Genomic DNA, 23,176 nt, shown 5'->3' on the forward strand with positions numbered 1-23,176 from the left:
TCACCGGTAAGTTGAGTCTCATGTCTGCCGAGCTTCTCCAGTCCCCGCTGCACTCACGCCACGTCTCCCTGGGCGCGAAGTTCGCCGCCTTCGGCGGCTGGGACATGCCGCTGGAGTACGCCGGTGGCGGTGTCCTGCGCGAGCACGCGGCGGTCCGGGAGGCGGCCGGCGTGTTCGACGTCTCGCACCTCGGCAAGGCCCGCGTCCGCGGCGCCGGGGCGGCCGGCTTCGTGAACTCGTGCCTCACCAACGACCTGGGCCGGATCGAGCCGGGCAAGGCGCAGTACACGCTCTGCTGCGACGAATCCGGCGGCGTGGTGGACGACCTGATCGCGTACCTCTACGGCGACGACCACGTGTTCCTGATCCCGAACGCGGCGAACACGGCCGAGGTGGTGCGCCGGCTCACCGCCGCAGCGCCGGACGGGATCACCGTCACCGACGAGCACCTGTCGCACGCGGTGCTCGCCGTGCAGGGCCCGCAGTCGGCTTCGCTGCTGACGACGCTCGGGCTGCCGACCGGGCACGACTACATGTCGTTTGACTCGGCGACCCTGAACGGCGCCGAGCTGGTCGTCTGCCGGACCGGATACACCGGCGAGCACGGGTACGAGCTGGTGGTCGGCGCCGACGACGCGGGCGCGGTCTGGGACGCGCTGATCGAGGCCGGGGCGCGCCCGTGCGGCCTCGGCGCCCGGGACACGCTGCGCACCGAGATGGGCTACCCGCTGCACGGCCAGGAGCTCTCCCTCGACATCACGCCGGTGCAGGCCCGCTCCGGGTGGGCGGTCGGCTGGGACAAGCCGGCGTTCTGGGGGCGGGACGCGCTCGTCGCGGAGAAGGCCGCCGGGCCCCGGCGCCGGCTGAGTGGGTTGGAGATCACCGGCCGGGGGATCCCGCGCGGGCACATGACCGTGTACGCCGGGGAGCGTCCCGTGGGGGAGACGACGAGCGGCACGTTCTCGCCGACCAAGAAGGTGGGCATCGCGCTGGCCCTGCTCGACACCGCGGCCGGCCTGACCGAGGGCGACACGGTCGAGGTCGACATCCGTGGCCGCCGCGTCGAGGCGAAGCTGGTCAAGCTGCCGTTCGTGAACCCGTCGGTCCGCTGACGGCGGCACGCGGGTGGGGGTGCACCGGTCGCCGGCGGTCGCGCAGCGGCTCGGACGGCGCAGGGGGTCGCGCGGCTTCTCGGGGACGGGTCGGTGCGGTTGGGGGCGGCTGTTACGCGTACCCGTGGGAAAGGGTCAATGCGACGAGGGTGACCGTTGTCGCGGACTCGGCGGCCGCGCCGAGGACGTCGCCGGTGATGCCGCCGAACCGGCGTACGCAGTGGCGCACCAGAAGGACCACCGTGATGCTCGCGGCGGCGACGGCGGCCGGGCCCTGCCACGGACGGCCCGGGATCGCGGCAGTGGCGAGAGCGGCGACGAGGACCGCGGCCGTCAGCATTACCGACAGCGGGACCGTGGACGCCACCATCGCGCCGAGGCCCTCCTCACGGGCCGGCGGCACACCCCTGCGGCAGGCGATCGTGATGGCGAGGCGGCCGGTGGCCCAGGCGGTGACGACCGTGAGGGCTGTCGCTTCGGTGAGGGCGGCGCTCTGGATCAGCAGCGTGAGGCCGATCGCCGCGACACCGAACGGGCCGATGTCCGACTTTTTCATGATGTGTAGGGCGTCGGCGCCGGAACGATAGGAGCCCAGCGCGTCCACCGTGTCGGCCAGGCCGTCCAGGTGCAGCCCTCGGGTGAGCAGCGCGCCCGCCGCCACCGTGACCGCGGCCGCGACCAGAGCGGGCGATCCGAGCGCCCGCAGGCCCTCCGAGACGCCCGCAAGGATCACGCCGAGCATCGCGCCCACCAACGGCGCCAGCGACATCGCCACGGCGGCCGTGGGCCGGTCCCAGCGACCGGCCCGCACCGGCAGGACGGTCAGCGTGGTGACCGCCAGCCGGAACCCGTCAAACACCGCCAGCCGCAACCCGTCAAACAACGTCGTCGTCGTCGACGCTCTGCTCGCCCAGCATCGCCGGGTGCACCGGCAGGGCCGATGCCAGGCCGATCGCGGTGCGCAACGCCGGCAGGACGGCCAGCGCGTTCGCGCCCTCGCCCAGGTCCAGGCCGGTCCGCAGCACCGGCGTGAGGCCGAGGACGTCCGCGCCCTGGCGGACCAGCGCGAGCGCGCCCGCCTCGGGCAGCAGGCACCAGTGCCGGGTCTGGCTCGCGAAGTCCCGGGCCACCAGGCCGGCCGCGATGCCGAGCGGGCCGTCCAGCAGCACCGGCAGCCGGCGGGCCGCCGCGCCGAGCAGCACGCCGGTCGCCACCGCCACGTCGGGACCGCCCAACTCGCGCAGGATGTCGGTGGCGCCGCGCGGCTCCTGGCGGATCCGGTGCAGCGCGTCCCGGATGGCGGCGCAGCGCACCATCCAGGCGTCGTCGTCGTAGCGCCCGCCGGGCACCAGCACCCGGGGCAGCATCGCGACCGGCTCGGCGCCGGTCGTGGCGGCCAGCACCGCGGTGGCCACCGCCTCCAGGCCCGCGCCGAGCCCGGCCAGCAGGATCGCGTCCCGGCCCCCGTCGGCCGCGTCGTCGGCCAGCCGCCAGCCCTCGCGCAGCCCGGCGGAGACCGTGTCGTCGCCGGTGACCGGGCCGTCCTCGATCGCGCCGGCCGCGCTCACCCGGAGCACCGAGATGTCCGCGCCGGCCTCGGCGGCGAGCCGGCCCAGCAGCCCGGCGCCCTGTTCGGCCTCGGCGAGGCGGCGCTCGATGTCCGCCTCGTCGGCGCCGGCCGCGGCGCCACCACCGTGGTTGCCGGCGATCAGGACGAGCCGGACCGCGGTCCAGGGACGCGGGGTCGTGGTGTCCTGTGTGGCGGCGGCGAACTCGACCGCCTCGCCGAACGCGCCGAGCCCGATGCCGGGCAGGTCGATGGTGCCGAGCCGCTCGCGGGCGTCCGGCCCGGCGTCCGAACTGGGCAGCGGGAGATCCATGCCGGGAGCGATCTCGGTGAGCCCTGAGGCGACGAGCGGCAGGGTCATGGTGCGCTCGGTGAGCACGGAAGCGAGCGGGGCCGGGGTGGTCTCCACCGGCGGCGGAGCGACGACCGTCGGGGCGGCGGCCTGCGGCTTCTTCGGGGCCGGTGTCTCGCGCTTCAGCCAGGTCGCCTGACCCGCCACCACGAGCGCGACGCCGTCACAGGCGCCCGCCAGTGCCTGGTTCGTCACACCGAGCGCGTCGGCGAAGGCCCGCCCGACCGGCGTGACCGGAACCAGCGACAGGCCCACCTCGGGGCTGACCAGAACCACCCGTGCCCGGGTCGCCTTCACCGCCTCGGCCAGCGCTGCCACGTCGGCCTCGTCGTCGTTGGGCTGGCGGGCCGGGTTCAGCACCGCCGCGACCCAGCCGCCGAGGTCGTCGACGAGCAGCGTCTCGTCGGGTTTCGCCTCGATGAGCAGCTCGGTGAGCCGGGTCGGGTCGGCGCCGGTCTCCTCGGTCGACCACGACTGCGGACGCCGGCGCTGATGCGCCTCGATCCGCGCCAGCCATTCCGGGTCGTCCTCGCCGCCTACCGCGGTGGCGACGTACCGTACCGACGGCGCGTCTGCCACCAGGGATTCGGCGAACGCGGATTTGCCGGAGCGGATTCCGCCGAGCACCAGGACCGTGTTCCACCGATCTTCGGACATGCCCCGTACCTTAGAGCCGGTCCGCACACGGATACGCCGTAGGGTGGAAGCCCACCGACGGACGACGTGAGGGGGCGGCTCAATGCCGTGGAGTTGGCGGTACGAGGACGTCGACGGCAAGCCCGTCGAAGGACCGGCCGAGACGTTCAGCAGCCAGGCGGACGCCGAGTCCTGGATCGGGCAGGAGTGGCGGCAGCTGCAGGGCGCCGGCGTCAGCACGGTCGTGCTGGTCGAGGACGACCGGGTCGACTATCAGATGAGTCTGCTGCCGGCGGACTGACGTGACTTACGAACCGGTCTACACCCGGACACCGCGCAACGCGTTCATCCCGAGCCCGGTGTTCGTCGGGATCGTCGCGGTCTTCGCGGTCAGCGGCTTCATGACGTGGAGCCGCTTCGGCAACGTCAAGATCGACGTCTTCTTCTTCGTCATCTCGGGCTGGATCATCTCGCTCTGCCTGCATGAGTACGCGCATGCGGTCACCGGGTACTTCTCCGGCGACCTGAGCGTGGCCGACCGGGGTTACCTGCGGCTCAACCCGTTGAAGTACACGCACCCGCTGCTCTCCATCGTGCTGCCGGTGATCGTGGTGATCCTCGGCGGCATCGGCCTGCCCGGTGGCGCGGTCTGGGTCGATCATCGGTACATCCGCAGCCGGCTCAAGGACTCGCTGATCAGCGCGGCCGGACCACTGACCAACGTGGTCCTCGCGCTGATCGTGGCAGTGCCGTTCCTGGCCGGGATGGCGCCCGAGCTGTCCCCGACGGTCTCCGGGCAGTACAACCTGAGCAGCGCGGACCACCTGGAGTTCTGGGCGGCGCTGGCGCTGATCGCGTTCCTGCAGGTGACCGCGAGCGTGCTGAACTTCCTGCCGGTGCCCGGCCTGGACGGCGGCAGCATCATCTCGCCGTGGTTCAGCCCGGCCTACCAGCGTGCCTGGAACCTCGTCGCGCCCTGGGGCTTCCTCCTGCTGTTCCTGCTGCTGTGGCAGACACAGGTGGGCGACTACTTCTACGAGCTGGTGAACTGGCTGGCCGGGCTGATCAACGTGGATCCGTGGCTCTACGCCCTCGGATTCGACCTGATGCGGTTCTGGAGCAGTAGCTAAGGTCGGTTCGCGGGGCTGGACGTCAGCGACGGGTCACGGGTCACGACCGGATCCAGGATCTCGTCGATCGCCTTCATCAGGCCGGCGTCCAGCTCCACCCCGGAGGCCTTCACGTTGTCCCGGACCTGCTCGGGCCGGGACGCCCCGATGATCGCCGCGGAGACGTTGGGGTTCTGCAGCACCCACGCGACGCCGAGCTGCGCCATGGTGAGACCGGCCTGCTCGGCGAGCGGCTGCAGGCGTGCCACCGCGTTCAGCACGTCGTCCTCCAGCCAGCGGGCGATGAACCCGGCGCCGGATTTCTCGTCGGTGGCCCGCGACCCGGCCGGCGGCTGCTGACCCGCCTTGTACTTACCGGTCAGCACACCCTGCGCCAGCGGCGACCAGACGATCTGACCGAGGCCGAGCTCCTCCGACGCCGGCACCACCTCGGCCTCGATGACCCGCCACAGCATCGAGTACTGCGGCTGGTTCGACACCAGGCGGATCTTCAGCTCGTCGGCGAGCGGCTTCGCGGCCCGGATCTCGGCGGCGGTCCACTCGGAGACCCCGATGTAGTGCGCCTTGCCGCGGTGCACCACGTCGGCGAACGCCTCCATGGTCTCCTCCAGCGGCGTGTGGTGGTCGAACCGGTGCGCCTGGTAGAGGTCGACGTACTCGGTGCCGAGCCTGCGCAGGGACCCGTCGATCGACTCCATGATGTGCTTGCGGGACAGTCCGCTGTCGTTCGCGCCCGGGCCGGTCCGCCAGTAGACCTTCGTGAAGATCTCCAGGCCTTCCCGGCGCTCGTCCTTCAGCGCCCGGCCCAGCACCTCCTCGGCGCGGGTGCCGGCGTAGACGTCGGCCGTGTCGAACGTGGTGATGCCCTCGTCGAGGGCCGCGCGCACACAGGCGAGCGCGGCCTCCTCCTCGACCTGGGAACCGTGGGTGATCCAGTTGCCGTAGGCGATCTCGCTGACGAGCAGGCCGGAACGGCCGAGATGACGGTGCTTCATCTTTTCGTTCTACAGCACCGGACGGGCCTCGTCCTCGATCGCCGCCGCGGCCGCCGCCCGGTCCGGGTGTGTCATCTCGGTCAGCGGCTCGCCCGCGCGGTTCAGCGCACCCCACTGACCTGCTGCGTCGCGCACCAGGAACGCCGACGGGTGGATCACCACGGCCGCCCAGGTGGGCTCGATCACCAGTTGCCCGGTCCGGTCCAGCACACCGAAGCCGTCACCCGCGTCGACCACCGCGAGCCCGTCGCCGGTGAAGCCGTCGATCGCGCCGCCCACGTGCAGCGAAGTCGCGAACGCCGGCCAGCGCGGCGGCACCGCGACCCGGCCGGTACGGTCGATCCCGCCCCAGACGCCGTCCTGCCGGATCAGCGCCATCCCGCGCCGGAACGGCCGGGCCTCCTCGAACTCGCCGGGCACCACGGTGTGACCCTGCCGGTTCACCGCGAACCAGCCGCCCTCCGGCTGCCGGGACACCCAGGCGAGGCCCTCGGCGAACGGTCCGGCCGCGAGATAGCCCTCGTCCGCGCTGATCACGACGGTTCCGGACGGGTCGATCAGCTCCCAGGCCGGCGCATCGGGGCGGCGCACCCACGCCAGGCCCTCGGCGAACGGCTGGACCTCGGCGTAGCGCGGTTCGACGGCTGCCGCGTACCCCCAGAGGCCGGTGCCGTCGTCGGGCAGCGGCATCGGCGCCGCGGGGAGGCCGAGCAGCTCGTCACGGGTCCGCGGGTAGGGACCCCAGTTGCTGGAGTTGGTCTTCTGGGCGATCGTGTCGAGGGCCAGCTCGATCCGCTCCACCAGGTCGGGATCACCGCCCTGCCGCACGTCGAGGGCGTGCTCGAAGTGGTTCACGGCCTCCAGGAACCGCCCCTGCTCGAACGCCGAGCGCCCGGCGAGCTCCAAGATCTCAGCCCGCACCCGCGACGGCAGCTCGACCGAATCCGCCCGCGCGTAGAGCCGGTCGGCCTCGGCGAAGTCACCCCGGTACTGCAGCACCTGCGCGAGCCGCGCCTGCGCGATCGAAACCGGTCGCAACTCCCCGCTGGCCTCAGCGTGCCGCAACGCCTCACGCCCATCGGCGAGTGCGTCGTCCAGCTCGCCGAGGACACGCGAGACCACCGCGCGCAGGCTCAGCAGCCCGGCCCGGACGTTGTCACGCTCGGCGAATTCGAGGCGGTCGGTGAGCCGATCGATCAGATCCCACAGCCGGTCCGGCTCATCGACCTGCTCACGCAGCGTTTGCGGGTCGAAGGTCCACGGGAAGGACGCCAAAATCTGCTCGGGGTCAGCCCGCCGCCTTTCGGCGCCGGCTCGTTGGTCACGACGCTGCCGCACTCTGGGTACGGGGGGAGCCAGCTCACCGACAGCCTGATCGCTCTCGGGCAGCGGGGTGGGGGTCGCCTCTGCTTCGCCCGTCGTGGGGTGGATCGGTTCGGTGGCGTCGGGCTCGGGGGTTTCCGGCTCGGGCGTGTCCGTTTCTGATTCGTTGAGGGTTGGTTCGGGGTCCTCGCTCGGTGCCGGGATCAGGGCGTCGAGGGGGGCGGTCTCCTCGTCGGGGAGCGTCCCGGCCAGTGAGGTGGTGATGACGACGGTGGCGGGCTCGTCGATCTCGGGTGTGGCGAGGAGTTCGGTCGCGGGTTCCTCGATGAGTTCGGTGACGGGTGCCGTGACGGGTTCCGTGACGGGTTCCGTGATGAGTTCGGTGGCCGGTTCCGCGATGAGTTCTGTTTTCGGTTCCACGATCAGCGCCGTGGGAGGTTCCTCGATCGGCTCAGTGGCGGGTTCGAGGATGAGTTCGGTCGCGGGTTCGTCGATCAGGGCCGTGGGCGGTTCCACGATCAGCTCGGTGGCCGGTTCCACGATCGGCTCGGTGGCCGGTTCCACGATCAGCTCGGTGGCGGGGTCCTCGATCGGCTCGGTGACCGGCTCGTCCGTGTCGGGCTGCCCGCCGAACGACTGGAAGTCAGCGAAAGGCTGGTCATAGCCCAGATCGTCGTCGGCCTCCGCCTGGAGCAGCGTCTCCGTGACGGGTTCTTCGGCCGGAAGGATCTCGATCTCGGGGAGTTCCTCAGCGACGAGCGCCTCTTCAGCAACCGGTTCCGCCGCAGCCTCGTGGGGGAATGGCTCCTCGGTGAGAACGTGGAGGACCGTCAGTTCCGCTTCCGGCTCGTAGACCGGTTCCTCAAGGACCGGTTCCTCAAGGACGGGCTCGTCAAGGACCAGTTCGTCGGCGACGGGTTCGTCGGCGGCCAATTCGTCGGCGACGGGTTCGTCAACGACCAGTTCCTCAGCCACCGGCTCTTCAACGGCCAGCTCTTCGGCGACCGGCTCTTCGGCGGCCGGGTCTTCGACGGCCAGTTCCTCGGCGACCGGCTCTTCGACGGCCACTTCCTCGGCGACGACGACCTCGGCGACCGGCTCCTCGGTGGCCTCTTCCGCGACCTCTTCGGTGGTCTCCAGGGCAGGCGCGAACCAGCCCTGCGGCCGTACCTCGGTAGCCGCCTCCGCCTCGGCCTCCACCGGCTCGGCTTCTGCTTCGGGCACGGGCGTGGTAGCCCCGAGCCCACTCATCGACAGCAGCCAGCCGAGACCGTGCGGCTCTTCGGGCTCCGGCTCCTCGGCACGGTCGGATTCCTCGGGCCGGGCGTGCGCCGCCGGCCGCGGTTCCACCGGTGCGGCAGGCGCTTCGGCAGCCTCCTCGTAGGGCGCGGCATGCGCACCACCCGGCCGCGTCTCGATCACCTGGGTGTGCTCGAAGTCCCGCTCAGGCGCGACCGCCGGACCGGCCAGGTCCGCCCGGCGCACGTCGATCGGCTGCGTGCTCTCCTCACCCACGACGGGACCCGGCTCGACACCCACAGTCCCGGAGACCGGCGTGATCGGCTCCCCGCCCACAACGTGCTGCGACTCGCCCTCAGCCCCCGGCACCACCGGAACCGCACCATGCCCGAACGGCCCGGACACCGGCTGCACGGCCGGCCCGGATACCGGTTGCACGGCCGGCCCGGACACCGGCTGCACGGGCGGGTACACCGCCGCGGGGGGCGCGACCGGCTGCGGCGGAGTCATGCGCGTGGGCTGCGCGGCCGGCCGCGACGGGGCCGGCGCGTTCCGCTCCGGGGGCACCGGGCGGAGATCGAACGGTGCTTCCGGAGTCCGGCCGTCACGCGCAGAGCGGCGGTCATCGGAGTACGCGGGGAACGCCTCAGGCGGCGCAGGCCGCGCACTGCCATAGGTGGGACCCGACGGTGACACCGGTCCGGACACCGGCCGACCCTGCTGGTCGGGCATAGGGCGACCGTGCTGCTCGGGCATGGGACGACCGTGCTGCTCGGGCATCGGGCGACCGTGCTGGTCCGGCTGGGGACGACCGTGCGGGTCCGGCATGGGGGCAGGCCACGGGGCGCGCTGATCCGATGCGGGGCGACGGTTCGGAAGGCCGGAATCGCGGTATCCGGGTTCCTGCGGCGGCCGGCCATAACCAGCGGGCGGCACAGGCCCAGCAGGCGCACCCGACGGCATGGGCGCACCGGGCGACATGGGACCAGAACCGGGCGGCACAGGCCCGCTGAAGCGACCCTGCGGACCCTGCCCATGCCGGCCATCCCCGTGCGGCGGCACCGGCCCACCCGCCTGCTGCGGCGGCCCCTGAGTGCCCCCATACGGCGGCACCGGCCCACGACCAGCACCCTGAGGCGGCATCGGAGCAGGTGGAACGGCTGCCGGCGGCACAGCTCCAGGCGGCACGGAACCACCCGGACCATCCGGACGATTCCCATAGGTCTGAGGCGGCATCGCCTCGCGCCCCCACGGCCCACCCTCAGCCGGCCGAGGAGACCCATAGTGACCCGGCTGTCCAGACCCGTGCTGTCCAGACCCATGCTGCCCGGCCACGTGCTGCCCAGGCGCGTGCTGCCCCGGACCACCGTGCCGAGGCCCATCCTGCTGAGGAGAGCCGTGCTGAGGCGCACCGTGCTGAGGAGAGCCGTACTGTCCGGACCCGGGACCAGGACCGGGGCCCTGCGCCATCCCAGGCTGCCTGTACACCGGCCCCCCACGCCGCGGCTCCGGCCCTCCAGCCGACCGCGACCAATCTTCAGCGAACCGCTCCTGCACCCGAGCAGGCCGATTCCACGACGGCTCCTCCCGGGGCCCCCGTGGTTCCTCGGGCCACGTAGGCGCCGGAACCGGCGCCGGCCCGACCGTGGCACGCCCCCGCCCACGCCCGTCACCACCAGGACTGACCGGCGCCGAGCTGATCGGCATCCCACTGACGGGCACCCCGCTGACCGGCACGCCACTCATCGGGACACCACTCATGGGCACGCCACTCATCGGTACGCCATTGACCGGAACACCACTGGTGGGCGCACCGCTGGCCGGCGCCGCGCTTCCCTGGGACGCCTCGTAGACCGGTGTGTGCACGGCCTTCCGGCGTCCCGGGTCACCCGGATAACGCTGGCCCGGGAGCGGCGCCCACTCCCAGGTGATCTCGTAGACCCACGCCGGTTCGTCGTCCCAGCTGTCCGGACCCGGCCGGGAGCTCCAACCGTTCATCGGGCGGCCATCGGGCGGCCCGGCAGTTGGCAACTCTCCGTCACGGCGTACTCCACCTTGTCCAAAATTCGTGCCGTGGGCGGCCGGGGACCGGGTTAGAGTCGCCCGGCTCCACTGCGGGGGGTTTTCGAAAGGAGATTAACGGCGTGGGCCGGATGGACGCCAGCGTGCTGACGATCTCTCGAATCGGTCCGTTCCGCAGCTCGGCCACTACTTTCGGTGTGCTTGTCGGGTCGGGTTTCCGGAGGTACTCCACCTACCGGCAAGCCACCATAGCCGGATCGTTCACCAACATCGTCTTCGGCTTCCTGCGCTGCTCGGTGCTGCTGGCCCTGGCGGCGGGGGTGGCCGGGCAGCGACCGGCGGGATACGACCCGGAGCAGCTCGCGACCTACGTCTGGGTGGGGCAGGGGTTACTCGCGGTGATCGGCATCTGGGGCTGGACCGAGCTCGCCGAGCGGATCCGCAGCGGCGACATCGCAGCCGACCTGTTACGTCCGGTCTCCCCGGTGACCAGTTATCTCGCCGCTGACCTGGGCCGGGCGCTGCATGCGATGCTCACCCGGTTCGGCCCGCCGCTGGTGGCCGGCGCGATCTTCTTCCCGTTGCATCTGCCGACGCGCTGGCAGACCGTTCCTCTCTTTCTGCTCTCGGTGATCCTGGCAGTGGTGATCTGCTTCGGCTGTCGTTATGTCGTCAATGCGACCGCCTACTGGCTGCAGGACGCCCGGGGCCCGATCACGCTCTGGACGCTCGGCTCCGGTGTGCTGGGCGGGCTCTACTTCCCGTTGCGGCTGCTGCCGGACTGGTTCACCATCACGCTCTGGCTGGGCACGCCGCTGCCGAGCCTGCTGCAGGCGCCGCTCGACGTGATCGCCGAGCGGGACGGCCCCGCGCTGCAGGCCGGGCTGGTGGTGGTTCAGGCGTACTGGGCGGTGGTGGTTCTTGCTGTTGCCGCTTTCGTGCAGCGCCGCGCGGAGCGCAAGCTGGTGGTGCAGGGTGGGTGACCTGCTCGCCTACCGTGCCCTGTTCGGCGCGCAGGCCCGCTCGGTGCTCATGTACCGCACGTCGTTCCTGGTCGAGCTGCTCGGCAACATGGGCGCCACGGTCTTCGACGTGATCACGGTGGTGGTGCTGTTCCGGGCGGCGCCGCAGGTGGGCGGTTTCACCCTGGCCGAGGCGGTGCTCACGGTGGGGCTCAGCTCGGCCGGTTTCGCTCTCGCGGACATGCTGGTCGGCAACGTGGACCGGCTCAAGGTCTATGTCCGAGCGGGGGCGCTCGACGCGGTGCTGGTCCGGCCGCTGCCGGCCCTGCCGCAACTGTTGCTGATGGACCTGCCGCTGCGGAAGGCGCTGCGCGTGGTCTTCGGGTTCGTCGTGCTCGGCGGGGCGCTCGCGATCAACGACATCGACTGGACGCCGGCCCGGATCGCGCTCGTCGCCGTGACTCCGCTCGCCGCGGCGGCCTTCTTCGGCTCGATCTTCGTGATCAGCGCGTCGATGGCGTTCTGGTGGGTCGAATCCGGCGAGATAGGGGCCGCTTTCACCTACGGCGGCCGGGATTTCACCTCGTACCCGATCACGGTTTACGGCCCGTGGTTCCGCGGCCTCTTCGCGTACACGCTGGGCTTTGCCTTCGTCGCCTATCAGCCGGCGCTGGCGCTGCTCGGCCGGACCGATCCCCTGGGTCTGCCGGCCGTGGCCGGCTACCTTTCGCCGCTGGTGGCGCTCCCCGCGGTGATCATCGCCGCCGGGGTGTGGCGCACCGGCATCCGCCACTATCGGAGCACCGGCTCATGATCAAAATGCAGGATCTGAGAAAAGACTTCACGGTACGGGTCAAAGCCGGTCGATTCCGGAGGACGAAACGCGTCGTCCCCGCTGTGGACGGGATCAGTCTCCGGATCGACCGTGGGGAGATGGTCGGCTACATCGGCCCGAACGGCGCCGGGAAATCGACCACGCTCAAGATGCTGACCGGCGTGCTGATGCCGTCCTCGGGGGAGGTGTCGGTCTGCGGGCTGGCGCCGGTGCCGCAGCGCACCCGGCTGGCGCTGCGGATCGGCGTCGTCTTCGGGCAGCGCTCCCAGCTCTGGTGGGACCTGCCGCTGCGCGAGTCGTTCGGGCTGTTGCGGCACATCTACCGGGTGCCCGCCGAGGAGCACGCGGCCCGGTTGCGGCGCTGCCGTGCGCTGCTCGATCTGGACGAGTTCATGGACACCCCGGTACGGCAGTTGTCGCTCGGCCAGCGGATGCGCGGCGAGCTGACGGCGGCCCTGCTGCACGGCCCGGAGGTGCTGTTCCTGGACGAGCCGACGATCGGGCTCGACGTGGTGAGCAAGCAGGCGGTCCGCGCGTTCCTCGCCGACCTGGGCGCGAGCGGGGACGTGACGCTGGTACTCACCACGCACGATCTCGCCGACATCGAGCGGTTGTGCGAGCGGCTCGTGGTGATCGACCACGGGCGGGTGGTGCACGACGGGACGATCGAGGCGCTGCACGCGCGGTACGGGTCCCGCCGCAGTCTCGTGGCTGACCTGGAACGGCCACTGCCCCTCGACTTCGAACTTCCCGGCGCGATCCTGACGACCGTCGAGGCGGGACGGCACCGGGCGACGTTCGCCCTGGAGTCGGCGAGCGCGGGCGCGGCCGTGGCGGCACTGGTGTCGGCCGTCGGCGTTCGTGACCTGTCGCTGCTGGAACCGGACATCGAGGACGTGGTGGCCAGGCTCTACACGTCTACCGATGTTCCATGATCAGCACTGCTCGGGAGGGTTCGAGGGCCTCGTACCGGTGCGGGACGTCCCCCGGGAACGTCACGTAGTCCCCGGGCCCCACCTCGACCGGCTCCTCGACCGGCCCGGTCCGGATCCGTCCCGACGACACCACGATGTGCTCGATGCTGCCCGGAATGTGCGCCTCGGCCTCCCGTGGCTCACCGGGCTCCAGTTCCATCACGTAGATGTCCCGCCGGGTGTTCGGTGACCCGGTCGCGAGCAGCGTCGCCACGAAATCGGCGTGATCCGAGCGCAGCCGTGGACCCTCGCCGGCCCGCACCACCCGTACCGGTGATGGCGGCGGCTCGACCAGCCTGCTGAACGGGATGCCGAGCGCGACGCCGAGTGCCCACAGCGTCTCGATGCTCGGATTGCCGGTGCCCGCCTCCAGCTGGGAGAGCGTCGACTTCGCCAGTCCCGCGCGACGGGCCAGCTCGGTCAGGGAGATCCCGGCGCGGTCCCGTTCCCTGCGCAGGGCGGCCGCGATGACGGCCAGCGGCGGTGCCGACTGCTGCATGTTCGCTCCATCGGACAGGTTGTTCGGTTTGACGAACCGTTCGCGTTCGTTCATCGTAGCGAACATGAGTACGGTGAAACGAACACTGCGGGACGTGGGCGCGCTCGGCGCCGCCATGGTCGCGGTGGGCGCTTCCTTCGGCGCCATCGCGATCGCGTACGGGCTGCCACCGTGGACGCCGATCGCCATGTCCACGGTCGTCTTCGCCGGGGGCTCCCAGTTCCTCGCGGCCGGCCTGATCGCGGCCGGCAACCCGATCGCCGCCGTACTGGCCGGGCTGCTCCTCAACGCCCGGCACCTGCCGTTCGGCCTGGCCGTCGCGAGCACCATCGGCGGCAGCTGGCGCCATCGTCTGATCGGCAGCCACATCATGACCGACGAGGCCGTCGCGTTCGCCCTGGCCGAGACCGACCCGGCCCAGCGGCGCCGGATCTACTGGCTGGTCGGCACGACCCTCTTCGTCACGTGGAACATCGGCACCGTCCTCGGTGTCCTGCTGGGCGGCGCCACCGGAGACCCGGACGCCCTGGGCCTGGACGCCGCGTTCCCCGCCGCGCTGATCGCCTTGATCCTCCCCAGCCTGCGCGACCGTCCGACGCGGCTGGTCGCTCTGGCGGGCGCGGCCACAGCGGTAGCCCTGACCCCGGTGCTGCCGGCCGGCCTCCCCGTCCTGTGCGCCCTGCTGGGTCTGCTGGTCCTGCTGGCCCCGTCCAGGTTCCTGAACCCCCGTGTCGCTCCCGCGGAGGAGACCCGATGCTGATAGCCGCCATCCTCGCGCTCGGCATGGGCACCTATGCCATCCGCCTGAGCGGAGTGCTCCTCCGTGAACGCCTCGAACTCTCCGACAACCTTCAACGGCTGCTCCCGATGGCTGCCGCGTCACTGCTGGCCGCCCTGGCAGCCACCGCAGCCCTGATGGCAGGAAGCGAGTTCACCGGCCCGGCCCGCCCCACGGGAGTCCTGATAGGCGCCGTGCTGGCGTACCGCCGGGCCCCCTTCGTAGCCGTAGTCCTGGCAGCAGCCACCACAACAGCCCTACTACGCCTAGCCGGCGTCCCCTAGCCCCAACGCCGCTCAGTTAGCCGGCGAGGCGAGGCCATGTGCGGCGGTGCCATGCGCGGCGGTGCCATGTGCGGCGATGGGGTGGCGTGGCAAGGTGTGGCGCTTGGCAGAGCGGCATGGCGCGGCGAGACGTGGCGGGCGGCGGCGCGGCGTGGTGTGGGCCCTCCCCGCCCAAGACCGCCCCAGCCAGCGCAAAACCGCCAAGCCGAAGAAGCAAGCCGCCGAAGAGAGTCAAGCCGGCAAAAGACCCGATCAGATCTTGGCGCCGAACGAGACCTTGGCCTTGGGGATGCGCATCCGGCGGAACGTCAGCCCGCGCATGATCCCGTACAGATAAAGGGACCCCATCCGCTGCGAACTGTCCGGGAACCGCTCCCGCACCATCCTCTTGATCTTGCGAGCGATCAGAATGCTGTCCACCAGCACGGCCAGCGCCAGCAGCGCCCAGATCAGCGTGCTGATGTTCTGCACGGTGCGGTTCGGCACCGAGGAGCCGATCAGGACCACCACAGCCCCGGCGATGAACCACGAGCCCACGGTGTGCCGGGAGTCGACGATGTCACGGACCAGCGACCGCTCCGGACCCCGGTCGCGGGCGAGCAGGTAACGCTCGTCCCCGTTGCGCATGCCCTCGTTCGCCTCGGCGCGCTCGGCTCGCTGCCGCTCGCGCAGCTGCTTGTAGGCCTCTTTGCGGTTCTCCGGCGCCTTGTCCTGCACCCGGCGGCCGGTGGCCGTCCGCTTCGGCGTGACCACGCCCAGCTCTTTCTTGCTGGGTGTGTAGCTCTTGGGCCGGGACTCGGCGGAGGTCGTCACCTCTTCCACCTGAGCGGGGGCGACGTCTTCTGGCTTGCGGCGAAACAGCGGGGACACGTCAGCAGCGTAGCCAAACGGCGCGGTGTGTCACACACCGCGCCGTTGATCGTGACGAAGATGCAGCTCAGGGACGCTCGACGTGGGCGCCGAGGGCGGCCAGCTTGGCTTCGAAGTCCTCGTAGCCGCGCTCGATCAGGTTGACGCCGTAGACCCGCGAGGTGCCTTCGGCGGCCAGCGCCGCGATCAGGTGCGCGAAACCGGCCCGCAGGTCGGGGATGCGCAGGTCGGCGGCGTGCAGCTTGGACGGGCCGGCGATCACCGCGGAGTGCATGAAGTTGCGGCGGCCGAAGCGGCACGGGGTGCCACCGAGGCAGTCCCGGTAGACCTGGATGGTGGCGCCCATCTGGTTGAGCGCCTCGGTGTAGCCGAGCCGCTGCTCGTACACCGTCTCGTGCATGATCGAGATGCCGCGGGCCTGGGTCAGGGCGACGACCAGGGGCTGCTGCCAGTCGGTCATGAAGCCGGGGTGCACGTCGGTCTCCAGCGCGACGGCCTTGAGCTCGCCGCCGGGGTGCCAGAACTTGATGCCACCCTCGGCGCCGGTCACGCCGGGGCGGGCGATCCGGTCGTCGGTGATCTTCAGCTCGCCGCCGATGGAGCGGAAGACGTTCAGGAACGTCATCATGTCGGCCTGGCGGGCGCCGACGACCTCGATCTCGCCACGGGTGGCGAGCGCGGCGGCGGCCCAGCTGGCGGCCTCGATGCGGTCCGGGATCGGCTTGTGCTCGTACCCGTAGAGCCTGGGCACGCCCTGGATCTCGATGACCCGGTCGGTGTGCACGGTGATGATGGCGCCCATCTTCTGCAGGATGCAGATGAGGTCCATGATCTCCGGCTCGATGGCGGCGTTGCGCAGCTCGGTGACGCCCTCGGCGCGGACCGCGGTGAGCAGCACCTGCTCGGTGGCGCCGACGCTCGGGTACGGCAGTTCCAGCTTGGCCCCGTGCAGACCGTTCGGGGCGCTCAGGTGCATGCCCTCGGGGGTCTTGTCGACGACCGCGCCGAACTCGCGCAGCGCCCGGATGTGGAAGTCGATCGGGCGCGGGCCGATGTGGCAGCCGCCCAGGTCGGGGATGAACGCGTGACCGAGACGGTGCAGCAGCGGACCGCAGAGCAGGATCGGGATCCGGCTGGACCCGGCATGCACGTTGATCTCGTCGGTGCTGGCGCTCTCCACGTTGGTGGGGTCCATCACCAGCTCGCCGTCCTCGGTGCCGTCGGTGACCTTCACACCGTGCAGCTCGAGGAGGCCGCGGACGACCTCGACGTCCCGGATGCCGGGCACGTCGTAGAGGTGGCTCGGTGACTCGCCCAGCAGGGCGGCGACCATCGCCTTGGAAACGAGGTTCTTGGCGCCACGGACCCGGATCTGACCCTGCAGCGGCGTGCCGCCGTGCACGATCAGGACATCGTCGGTCAACGTAACCTCCAGCCGGCGGGCGATGGGTTCGCCCGGTGTACGAGGGGGCAGAGCGTGGGCGGGGGTACCCGATTCTGCAACCGGGGAAGCATAGCGCTGAGTGACAACCGCGCCAGTCGTAGAGGGGTACGAAACGCCGTTGACTAAGGCAGCATTAACGAACCCATCATAGAGATGGATTCAAATGACTACTCAGCGTTACGGCAGGGCGAGCATCTGGTCGAGCGCGACCCGGGCCTCGTGGGCGGTCTTCTCGTCGACCGTGATCACGTTCGGGACCCGGCCGGCGACGAGTTCCTCGAGCGCCCAGACGAGGTGCGGCAGGTCGATGCGGTTCATCGTCGAGCAGTAGCAGACCGCCCGGTCGAGGAACATGATCTGCTTGTCCGGGTGGGCGAGCGCCAGACGCCGTACCAGATTGAGCTCGGTGCCGACGGCCCAGGACGAACCGGCGGGGGCGGCCTCCAGGGCCTTGATGATGTACTCGGTGGAGCCGACGTAGTCGGCGGCCCGGACCACCTCGTGGCGGCACTCGGGGTGCACCAGGACGTTCACGCCCGGCACCCGTTCCCGCACCTCACGCACGCTGTCCAGGGTGAACCGGCCGTGCACCGAGCAGTGCCCGCGCCAGAGGATCATCCGGGCGTCGCGCAGCTGCTCGTCGGTCAGCCCGCCCTTCGGCTTGTGCGGGTCGTAGAGGACGCAGTCGTCCAGGTCGAAGCCCATCTCCAGCACCGCGGTGTTGCGGCCGAGGTGCTGGTCGGGCAGGAAGAAGACCTTGGAGCCCTGCTCGAACGACCAGTCCAGGGCGCGCTTGGCGTTGGACGAGGTGCAGACCACACCGGAGTTACGGCCGACGAAGCCCTTGATGTCGGCGGAGGAGTTCATGTAGGTCACCGGCACGATCTGGTCGGTGATGCCGAGGTCCTGGAAGTGCTCCCAGGCGGTCTCCACCTGCCCCAGGACGGCCATGTCGGCCATCGAGCACCCGGCCGCGAGGTCGGGCAGGATCACGCGCTGGTCTTTACCCGTCAAGATGTCGGCGCTCTCGGCCATGAAGTGCACGCCGCAGAAGACGATGAACTCGGCCTCCGGACGGGCCGCCGCCTGCTGGGCGAGCTTGAACGAGTCACCGGTGACGTCGGCGAACTGGATCACCTCGTCGCGCTGGTAGTGGTGACCGAGAACGAACACCCGGGAGCCGAGCGCCTCCTTCGCCGCGCGGGCCCGTGCCACCAGGCCGGGGTCGCTGGGTGCGGGCAGGTCGCCGGGGCAGTCCACGCCCCGCTCGCTGGCCGGGTCGGTGCCCTGGCCGAGCAGGAGCAGGGCCAGCGGGGTGTTCTGAGGTTCGGTCCAGGTCGACGTCACGTCCCTCATCGTTACACAGGCCCCGGCACCGAGGCTGCGCCCGGACGGGGTGTGCTGCCACACTCGCGGGTGTGCGCGTACTGATCTGTCCGGACAAGTTCGCCGGCACCCTTTCCGCCCCCGCCGTCGCCGATGCGATAGCCGAGGGCTGGTCCGTCCCCGATGACGTCCTTGTCCGCCGCCCACTGGCCGACGGCGGACCCGGTTTCGTGGAGGTGCTGGCCACCGCGCTGGACGGCCGCCGCATCCCGGTGGACACGGTCGACCCGCTGGGCCGCCCGGTGCGGGGTGAGATCTTCACAACCGGGCCGATCGCGTACGTCGAGAGCGCGCAAGCCTGTGGCCTGCATCTCCTGGAGGCGGCCGAGCGTGACCCCAAGGTGACGACCTCCTACGGACTCGGGCTGCTGCTCACCGCCGCGGTCGAGTCGGGCGCGACCGAGGTGGTGGTCGGGCTCGGCGGCTCCGCGGTGAACGACGCGGGCGCCGGGATGCTCGCCGCGCTCGGCGCCGCCCCGGTCGACGTGTCCGGGAACGCCCTGCCCTACGGCGCCGCCCCGCTGATCACCGCGGCCGGGCTGGCCGGTGAGCCGCGCCTGCGGCAGGTCAGCCTGGTGGCGGCGACCGACGTCGACAACCCGCTGACCGGCCTGCACGGCGCCAGCAACGTCTTCGGCCCGCAGAAGGGCGCCTCCCGCGAGGACGTGCTGCGCCTGGACGCGGCTCTGGAGCATTTCGCCGGTGTGCTGGAGAAGGCGTTCGGGCGTACCGGCCTGAGAGAGGAACCGGGCGGCGGCGCCGCAGGCGGCCTGGGCGCCGCCCTGATCGCGCTCGGCGGCCGGGTGACCTCCGGTATCAACATGGTCACGAATCTGATCGGGCTCGACGCCGAGCTGGACGCCGCCGACCTGGTGATCACGGGGGAGGGGTCGTTCGACCACCAGTCGCTGCGCGGCAAGGTGGTGGCCGGGATCGCGGCCGGCGCCCGGGACCGGGGTCTGCCGTGCGTGGTGCTGGCCGGGCGCAACGAGACCGGGCACCGGGAGGCCGCGGCGGCCGGGGTGACCGAGACGCACACCCTCGTCGAGCATTTCGGTTCGGTCGAGACCGCTCTCGCCGAACCCGCGCGCGGCCTGCGGGAACTCGCCGGAGCGCTGGCCGCCCAGTGGAGCAGGTGATCTAAAAAGCACCCGGATTGGGAATCTCGGGAATTGGGGTTAGCGTTGGCCTGTACGGCACCAGTCCGCACCTGGCAGGGAGATACCTAGTGACCACAGAAGCGCACACCGAGTCGACCGAGGCGACCGCCCCGACCGGCGTCACCCTCACCGACGTCGCCGCGGTGAAGGTCAAGGCCCTGATCGAGCAGGAAGGGCGCGACGACCTGCGCCTGCGCATCGCCGTACAGCCCGGTGGCTGCTCCGGCCTGCGCTACCAGCTCTTCTTCGACGAGCGTTCGCTCGACGGCGATGTCGTGAACGACTTCGGCGGCGTCGAGGTCGTCGTGGACCGGATGTCCGCGCCGTACCTCGCGGGCGCGACGATCGATTTCGCGGACCGCATCGACGCTCAGGGCTTCACGATCGACAACCCGAACGCGCAGAACTCCTGCGCCTGCGGCGACTCGTTCCACTGAGCCGCCGGAAAGCAACGACCAACAGGCCGTCCCGTTAACGGGGCGGCCTGTTGTGCTTCACCGGCCGGTAGTCTCAGGGCGTAACAGCCCCTGTCCCCGACCCTGAGGGCCGAAATGAAGATCGCCGTCACCGGCTCGATCGCCACCGACCATCTGATGCACTTCCCCGGCAAGTTCGCCGACCAGCTGATCGCCGATCAGCTGCACAAGGTGTCGCTCTCCTTCCTCGTCGACGACCTCGTGGTGCGCCGCGGCGGCGTCGCCCCGAACATCGCGTTCGGGATGGGCAAGCTGGGCCTGCGCCCGATCCTGGTGGGAGCGGTCGGCGCGGACTTCGCCGACTACCGGTCCTGGCTCGAGCGGCACGGGGTGGACTGCGACTCGGTGCACGTCAGCGACGTGGCGCACACCGCCCGGTTCGTCTGCACCACGGACGACGACCTGAACCAGATCGCCTCGTTCTACGCGGGCGCGATGGCCGAGGCCCGCAACATCGAGCTGGCGCCGGTGAACGAGCGGGCCGGCGGCCTCGACCTGGTGCTGGTCGGCGCGAACGACCCGGCCGCGATGATCCGACACTCGCAGGAGTGCCGGGCCCGGGGCTACGCGTTCGTGGCCGACCCGTCGCAGCAGCTGGCCCGGATGGACGGCTCGGACGTGCTGAGCCTGATCCGCGGCGCCGAGTACCTGATGACGAACGAGTACGAGCGTTCGCTGCTGGAGACCAAGGCCGGCCTCACCTCGGAGCAGGTGCTGGACGAGGTCAAGATCCGGGTCACCACGCTCGGCAAGGACGGCGTGGAGATCACCGGGCGGGGGATCGAGCGGATCCACGTGCCGGTCGTCCCGGACGTGATCGGCGAGGACCCGACGGGTGTCGGCGACGGCTTCCGCGCCGGCTTCTTCGCGGGCGTCTCCTGGGGCCTCGGCCTGGAGCGTTCGGCGCAGGTCGGCTCGCTGGTGGCGGCGCTGGTCCTGGAGACCGTCGGCACCCAGGAGTACGACATCAGGGCCGCCGACTTCAGCAAGCGCTTCGCCGCCGCGTACGGCGACGAGGCCGCCGCCGAGATCGCCGCGCACCTGCCCAAGTAAAGCTAGGAAACAACATGGTTCTCGCGGTCTTCGCCGGCCTGCCCGGCGTCGGCAAGAGCACGCTCGCCGCGCAGGTGGCCACCGAGCTGCCCGCGGCGGTGCTCGCCGTCGACACTGTCGACTTCACGCTCCAGCGGTACGGGGTGCAGGAGCACCGGCCCGGCTACGCCGCCTACGGCGTGGTGGCCGCGCTCGCCGAGGAACAGCTCAAGATCGGCCACAGCGTGATCATCGACGCGGTGAACCCGGTCAAGTCGGCCCGTGAGCTCTGGGTGGAGCTGGCGGACCGGATGGACGTGCCGCTGCGCGTGGTCGAGGTGATCTGCGGCGATGACGCGGAGCACCGCCGCCGGGTCGAGGCGCGGTACGCGGCGCGCGACCACGAGGGCATCCCCGACTGGGTGCGGGTCCTGGAGCGCCAGGCGGAGTACGAGCCGTACCTCGGCCCCCGCCTGGTCGTCGACACGTTCCTGGCGAAGGACCCGGTCCCGCAAGTGTTGTCATATCTCGGGAACAGCCGCTGACACGCGATTGCCGCCGGTGAGATGGCACGTGGTTTTCCGACGCCGCGGGGTTTGCGGTGGCGGAAAACCGCCTGCCATCTCACCGGTTACCAGGCAATCGCCGCGGAGCGAAGCGAAGCCGGCTAGCAGAGTCTTCTGACGTCGAACTGATGGCCGTGGCCGGCGACGAACTCCTGACCCTTCATGCGGCACCAGGCGGGGATGTCGTTGGCCGCGGCCGGATCGTCCGCGAGCACCCGGACGATCTCGCCGATCGGCACGTCCGGCATCGCCTTGGCCAGCTTGATCACCGGCAGCGGGCAGCGCTGACCGAGGCAGTCCAGCGTGATCACAGCCCGGCCTCCTTGCGGATGTCACCGACCAGGCCGGGCAGCACCGCGAGGAACCGCTCGATCTCCTCGGGCGTGGTGTCCCGGTGCAGCGACACCCGGACGTTGCCGTGGCTGAGTACGCCCATCGCCTCCAGCACGTGGCTGGGCCGCAGCGTGGACGACGTGCACGAGGAGCCGGACGACACCGCGAAACCGTGCCGGTCCAGCGCGTGCAGCAACGCCTCGCCGTCCACGTAGAGGCAGCTGAACGTGACCAGGTGGGGCAGCCGGTCGGCCGGGTCGCCGACGATCTCCACGTCCGGCACGGTGGCGGCCACCCGGTCCCGGATCCGGTCGACGAGCGCGCTCAGCCGTACCCTCTCGGTCTCGGCCTCGGCGGCGACGGCCCGCAGGCTCGCCGCGGCCGCGACCACCGCCGGCAGGTCGAGCGTGCCCTGCGAGCGCGGGTTATAAAGATCATCTTGGGGCAGCGGTGAGATCCACCGCACACCCTTGCGCACCACCAGGACACCCACGCCCGGCGGACCGCCCCACTTGTGGGCGCTCGCGCTGAGAAGAGACCATCCCGAGGGTACGGGCATCCGCCCCACCGTCTGGGCGGCATCCACGAACAACGGCACGCCGGCCTCCGCGCAGAGTTCCGCGGCGGCTGCCACGGGCTGCGCCGTGCCCACCTCGTGACTGGCACTGATCAGGCTCGCCAGGGCGACGCCCGGCGCCGCGACGGCTCGTCCCCAGGCCTCCAGGTCGAGTCTGCCGAGACGGTCCACACCCACCTCGGAAACGTCCGACCAGGACAGCAGGACGGCGGAGTGCTCGATCGCCGAGCGGACCAGGGTGCTGCCGGCCCGTTTGCGTCCGGCCAGGCCACCGAGGACAGCGGCTTGAGCGGCGGCTGTGCCGGAGGGCCAGAAGGAGACCTCGTCCGCCCGTACCCCCAGGATCTGCGCGACCACCGCGGTGGCCGCCTCGCGCAGCTGCTGGGCCCGGCGCCCGGCCGCGTAGAGCCGCGCCGGGTCGGCCCAGCCGTCGGCGAGCGCTGCCAGCAGCGCCTCCTTTGTCACCGGATGGAGGGGAGCCGCGCTTGCGGCGTCCAGGTATACCGGCTGCCCGGCCGGATCGCCTGTGTAATCCACACTCCGAACGGTATCGTCCGGTTGTCCGGGCGTTTGCTTTCGATCGACCTACGCCCCCCGGTGGCGGGCGGTCCGGTCTTGGTCGAG

General features: G+C 71.1%; 22 protein-coding genes. 12 read left to right on the forward strand and 10 right to left on the reverse strand.

Annotation, left to right across the window (positions count from 1 at the left end; all coding sequences use genetic code 11):
* Nucleotides 1-20 precede the first annotated feature (20 nt).
* The gene (gcvT, locus tag AMIS_RS07020) at nucleotides 21-1,112 is read left to right on the forward strand and encodes a glycine cleavage system aminomethyltransferase GcvT (RefSeq protein WP_014441509.1); all 1,092 of its coding nucleotides are present in this window, start codon (nucleotides 21-23) and stop codon (nucleotides 1,110-1,112) included.
* Between the two features lie 112 nt (nucleotides 1,113-1,224).
* Here gcvT and AMIS_RS07025 read toward each other — a convergent pair whose 3' ends face one another.
* Together AMIS_RS07025 and AMIS_RS07030 are read right to left on the reverse strand one after the other, a co-directional pair.
* On the reverse strand, nucleotides 1,225-1,971 hold the full coding sequence (locus AMIS_RS07025; RefSeq protein WP_157434758.1) for an adenosylcobinamide-GDP ribazoletransferase: 747 nt from the start codon (nucleotides 1,969-1,971) through the stop codon (nucleotides 1,225-1,227).
* Nucleotides 1,972-1,987: 16 nt separating this feature from the next.
* Nucleotides 1,988-3,688, reverse strand: a complete 1,701-nt coding sequence (locus tag AMIS_RS07030; protein ID WP_014441511.1) for a bifunctional adenosylcobinamide kinase/adenosylcobinamide-phosphate guanylyltransferase — start codon at nucleotides 3,686-3,688, stop codon at nucleotides 1,988-1,990.
* An 82-nt stretch (nucleotides 3,689-3,770) separates the two neighbouring features.
* On the opposite strand from AMIS_RS07030, the gene AMIS_RS07035 reads away from it, so the two are divergent.
* Entirely contained in the window at nucleotides 3,771-3,968 is a 198-nt protein-coding gene (locus AMIS_RS07035) for a hypothetical protein (protein ID WP_014441512.1), read from the forward strand.
* A gap of 1 nt (nucleotide 3,969) precedes the next feature.
* On the forward strand, nucleotides 3,970-4,797 hold the full coding sequence (locus AMIS_RS07040) for a site-2 protease family protein (protein WP_014441513.1): 828 nt from the start codon (nucleotides 3,970-3,972) through the stop codon (nucleotides 4,795-4,797).
* Here the strand turns inward: AMIS_RS07040 and AMIS_RS07045 are convergent.
* Nucleotides 4,794-5,792, reverse strand: coding sequence for an aldo/keto reductase family protein (locus AMIS_RS07045; protein ID WP_014441514.1), 999 nt, complete (start codon nucleotides 5,790-5,792; stop codon nucleotides 4,794-4,796). The genes AMIS_RS07040 and AMIS_RS07045 overlap by 4 nt on opposite strands.
* 9 nt (nucleotides 5,793-5,801) lie before the next feature.
* On the reverse strand, nucleotides 5,802-8,723 hold the full coding sequence (locus tag AMIS_RS40290) for a WG repeat-containing protein (protein WP_157434759.1): 2,922 nt from the start codon (nucleotides 8,721-8,723) through the stop codon (nucleotides 5,802-5,804).
* Between the two features lie 1,784 nt (nucleotides 8,724-10,507).
* Between AMIS_RS40290 and AMIS_RS07055 the strand changes: the two genes are divergently transcribed.
* The 3 genes from AMIS_RS07055 to AMIS_RS07065 are packed head-to-tail and all read left to right on the forward strand — an operon-like array spanning nucleotide 10,508 to nucleotide 13,108.
* The gene (locus tag AMIS_RS07055; protein ID WP_014441517.1) at nucleotides 10,508-11,359 is read left to right on the forward strand and encodes an ABC transporter permease; all 852 of its coding nucleotides are present in this window, start codon (nucleotides 10,508-10,510) and stop codon (nucleotides 11,357-11,359) included.
* A complete protein-coding gene (locus tag AMIS_RS07060; protein ID WP_014441518.1) occupies nucleotides 11,352-12,152 on the forward strand; it encodes an ABC transporter permease in 801 nt (266 codons plus the stop codon). The genes AMIS_RS07055 and AMIS_RS07060 overlap by 8 nt, the downstream gene beginning before the upstream one ends.
* Complete coding sequence (locus tag AMIS_RS07065; protein WP_014441519.1) at nucleotides 12,149-13,108, forward strand: ABC transporter ATP-binding protein; 960 nt, start codon at nucleotides 12,149-12,151, stop codon at nucleotides 13,106-13,108. The genes AMIS_RS07060 and AMIS_RS07065 overlap by 4 nt, the downstream gene beginning before the upstream one ends.
* Here the strand turns inward: AMIS_RS07065 and AMIS_RS07070 are convergent.
* Nucleotides 13,092-13,646, reverse strand: a complete 555-nt coding sequence (locus AMIS_RS07070; protein WP_014441520.1) for a helix-turn-helix domain-containing protein — start codon at nucleotides 13,644-13,646, stop codon at nucleotides 13,092-13,094. The two genes, AMIS_RS07065 and AMIS_RS07070, sit on opposite strands and share 17 nt — an antisense overlap.
* Before the next feature lie 64 nt (nucleotides 13,647-13,710).
* Here AMIS_RS07070 and AMIS_RS07075 point away from each other — a divergent pair, with 64 nt between their 5' ends.
* Together AMIS_RS07075 and AMIS_RS07080 are read left to right on the forward strand one after the other, a co-directional pair.
* Nucleotides 13,711-14,406: an AzlC family ABC transporter permease gene (locus AMIS_RS07075; protein ID WP_014441521.1), complete on the forward strand. Its 696-nt coding sequence runs from the start codon at nucleotides 13,711-13,713 to the stop codon at nucleotides 14,404-14,406.
* Nucleotides 14,400-14,708, forward strand: coding sequence for an AzlD domain-containing protein (locus AMIS_RS07080; RefSeq protein ID WP_014441522.1), 309 nt, complete (start codon nucleotides 14,400-14,402; stop codon nucleotides 14,706-14,708). Before AMIS_RS07075 ends, AMIS_RS07080 begins: the two co-directional genes overlap by 7 nt.
* A gap of 252 nt (nucleotides 14,709-14,960) precedes the next feature.
* Here AMIS_RS07080 and AMIS_RS07085 read toward each other — a convergent pair whose 3' ends face one another.
* The 3 genes from AMIS_RS07085 to nadA all read right to left on the reverse strand — a co-directional run bounded on the left by AMIS_RS07085 (nucleotide 14,961) and on the right by nadA (nucleotide 18,369).
* On the reverse strand, nucleotides 14,961-15,578 hold the full coding sequence (locus tag AMIS_RS07085; RefSeq protein WP_014441523.1) for a DUF3043 domain-containing protein: 618 nt from the start codon (nucleotides 15,576-15,578) through the stop codon (nucleotides 14,961-14,963).
* 67 nt (nucleotides 15,579-15,645) lie between these two features.
* On the reverse strand, nucleotides 15,646-17,001 hold the full coding sequence (murA, locus tag AMIS_RS07090) for a UDP-N-acetylglucosamine 1-carboxyvinyltransferase (RefSeq protein WP_014441524.1): 1,356 nt from the start codon (nucleotides 16,999-17,001) through the stop codon (nucleotides 15,646-15,648).
* Between the two features lie 198 nt (nucleotides 17,002-17,199).
* Nucleotides 17,200-18,369, reverse strand: a complete 1,170-nt coding sequence (gene nadA / locus AMIS_RS07095) for a quinolinate synthase NadA (protein ID WP_172666567.1) — start codon at nucleotides 18,367-18,369, stop codon at nucleotides 17,200-17,202.
* A gap of 71 nt (nucleotides 18,370-18,440) precedes the next feature.
* Between nadA and AMIS_RS07100 the strand changes: the two genes are divergently transcribed.
* The 4 genes from AMIS_RS07100 to AMIS_RS07115 all read left to right on the forward strand — a co-directional run bounded on the left by AMIS_RS07100 (nucleotide 18,441) and on the right by AMIS_RS07115 (nucleotide 21,621).
* Nucleotides 18,441-19,547 (forward strand): glycerate kinase family protein, encoded by a 1,107-nt coding sequence (locus AMIS_RS07100; protein ID WP_014441526.1) that lies wholly within the window; start codon nucleotides 18,441-18,443, stop codon nucleotides 19,545-19,547.
* An 89-nt stretch (nucleotides 19,548-19,636) separates the two neighbouring features.
* Entirely contained in the window at nucleotides 19,637-20,005 is a 369-nt protein-coding gene (erpA, locus tag AMIS_RS07105; RefSeq protein WP_014441527.1) for an iron-sulfur cluster insertion protein ErpA, read from the forward strand.
* 114 nt (nucleotides 20,006-20,119) lie between these two features.
* The gene (locus AMIS_RS07110) at nucleotides 20,120-21,097 is read left to right on the forward strand and encodes a carbohydrate kinase family protein (RefSeq protein WP_014441528.1); all 978 of its coding nucleotides are present in this window, start codon (nucleotides 20,120-20,122) and stop codon (nucleotides 21,095-21,097) included.
* 14 nt (nucleotides 21,098-21,111) lie between these two features.
* Nucleotides 21,112-21,621 (forward strand): AAA family ATPase, encoded by a 510-nt coding sequence (locus tag AMIS_RS07115; RefSeq protein WP_014441529.1) that lies wholly within the window; start codon nucleotides 21,112-21,114, stop codon nucleotides 21,619-21,621.
* A gap of 122 nt (nucleotides 21,622-21,743) precedes the next feature.
* Here AMIS_RS07115 and AMIS_RS07120 read toward each other — a convergent pair whose 3' ends face one another.
* Nucleotides 21,744-21,953: a sulfurtransferase TusA family protein gene (locus tag AMIS_RS07120; protein ID WP_014441530.1), complete on the reverse strand. Its 210-nt coding sequence runs from the start codon at nucleotides 21,951-21,953 to the stop codon at nucleotides 21,744-21,746.
* Nucleotides 21,950-23,089 carry a cysteine desulfurase family protein gene (locus AMIS_RS07125; RefSeq protein WP_014441531.1) on the reverse strand — a complete coding sequence of 380 codons (1,140 nt, stop codon included), beginning with the start codon at nucleotides 23,087-23,089 and terminating at the stop codon, nucleotides 21,950-21,952. The genes AMIS_RS07120 and AMIS_RS07125 overlap by 4 nt, the downstream gene beginning before the upstream one ends.
* Between the last annotated feature and the right edge of the window lie 87 nt (nucleotides 23,090-23,176).

Source organism: Actinoplanes missouriensis 431 (assembly GCF_000284295.1).
GTDB lineage: Bacteria > Actinomycetota > Actinomycetes > Mycobacteriales > Micromonosporaceae > Actinoplanes > Actinoplanes missouriensis.

Bases quoted from the DNA above. Each gene is read 5' to 3' on its own strand.
- gcvT (WP_014441509.1), top strand. From the start codon at position 21: ATGTCTGCCGAGCTTCTCCAGTCCCCGCTGCACTCACGCCACGTCTCC.
- AMIS_RS07030 (WP_014441511.1), bottom strand. From the start codon at position 3,688: ATGTCCGAAGATCGGTGGAACACGGTCCTGGTGCTCGGCGGAATCCGC.
- AMIS_RS07035 (WP_014441512.1), top strand. From the start codon at position 3,771: ATGCCGTGGAGTTGGCGGTACGAGGACGTCGACGGCAAGCCCGTCGAA.
- AMIS_RS07045 (WP_014441514.1), bottom strand. From the start codon at position 5,792: ATGAAGCACCGTCATCTCGGCCGTTCCGGCCTGCTCGTCAGCGAGATC.
- AMIS_RS07055 (WP_014441517.1), top strand. From the start codon at position 10,508: ATGGACGCCAGCGTGCTGACGATCTCTCGAATCGGTCCGTTCCGCAGC.
- AMIS_RS07065 (WP_014441519.1), top strand. From the start codon at position 12,149: ATGATCAAAATGCAGGATCTGAGAAAAGACTTCACGGTACGGGTCAAA.
- AMIS_RS07070 (WP_014441520.1), bottom strand. From the start codon at position 13,646: ATGCAGCAGTCGGCACCGCCGCTGGCCGTCATCGCGGCCGCCCTGCGC.
- AMIS_RS07075 (WP_014441521.1), top strand. From the start codon at position 13,711: ATGAGTACGGTGAAACGAACACTGCGGGACGTGGGCGCGCTCGGCGCC.
- AMIS_RS07080 (WP_014441522.1), top strand. From the start codon at position 14,400: ATGCTGATAGCCGCCATCCTCGCGCTCGGCATGGGCACCTATGCCATC.
- AMIS_RS07110 (WP_014441528.1), top strand. From the start codon at position 20,120: ATGAAGATCGCCGTCACCGGCTCGATCGCCACCGACCATCTGATGCAC.
- AMIS_RS07115 (WP_014441529.1), top strand. From the start codon at position 21,112: ATGGTTCTCGCGGTCTTCGCCGGCCTGCCCGGCGTCGGCAAGAGCACG.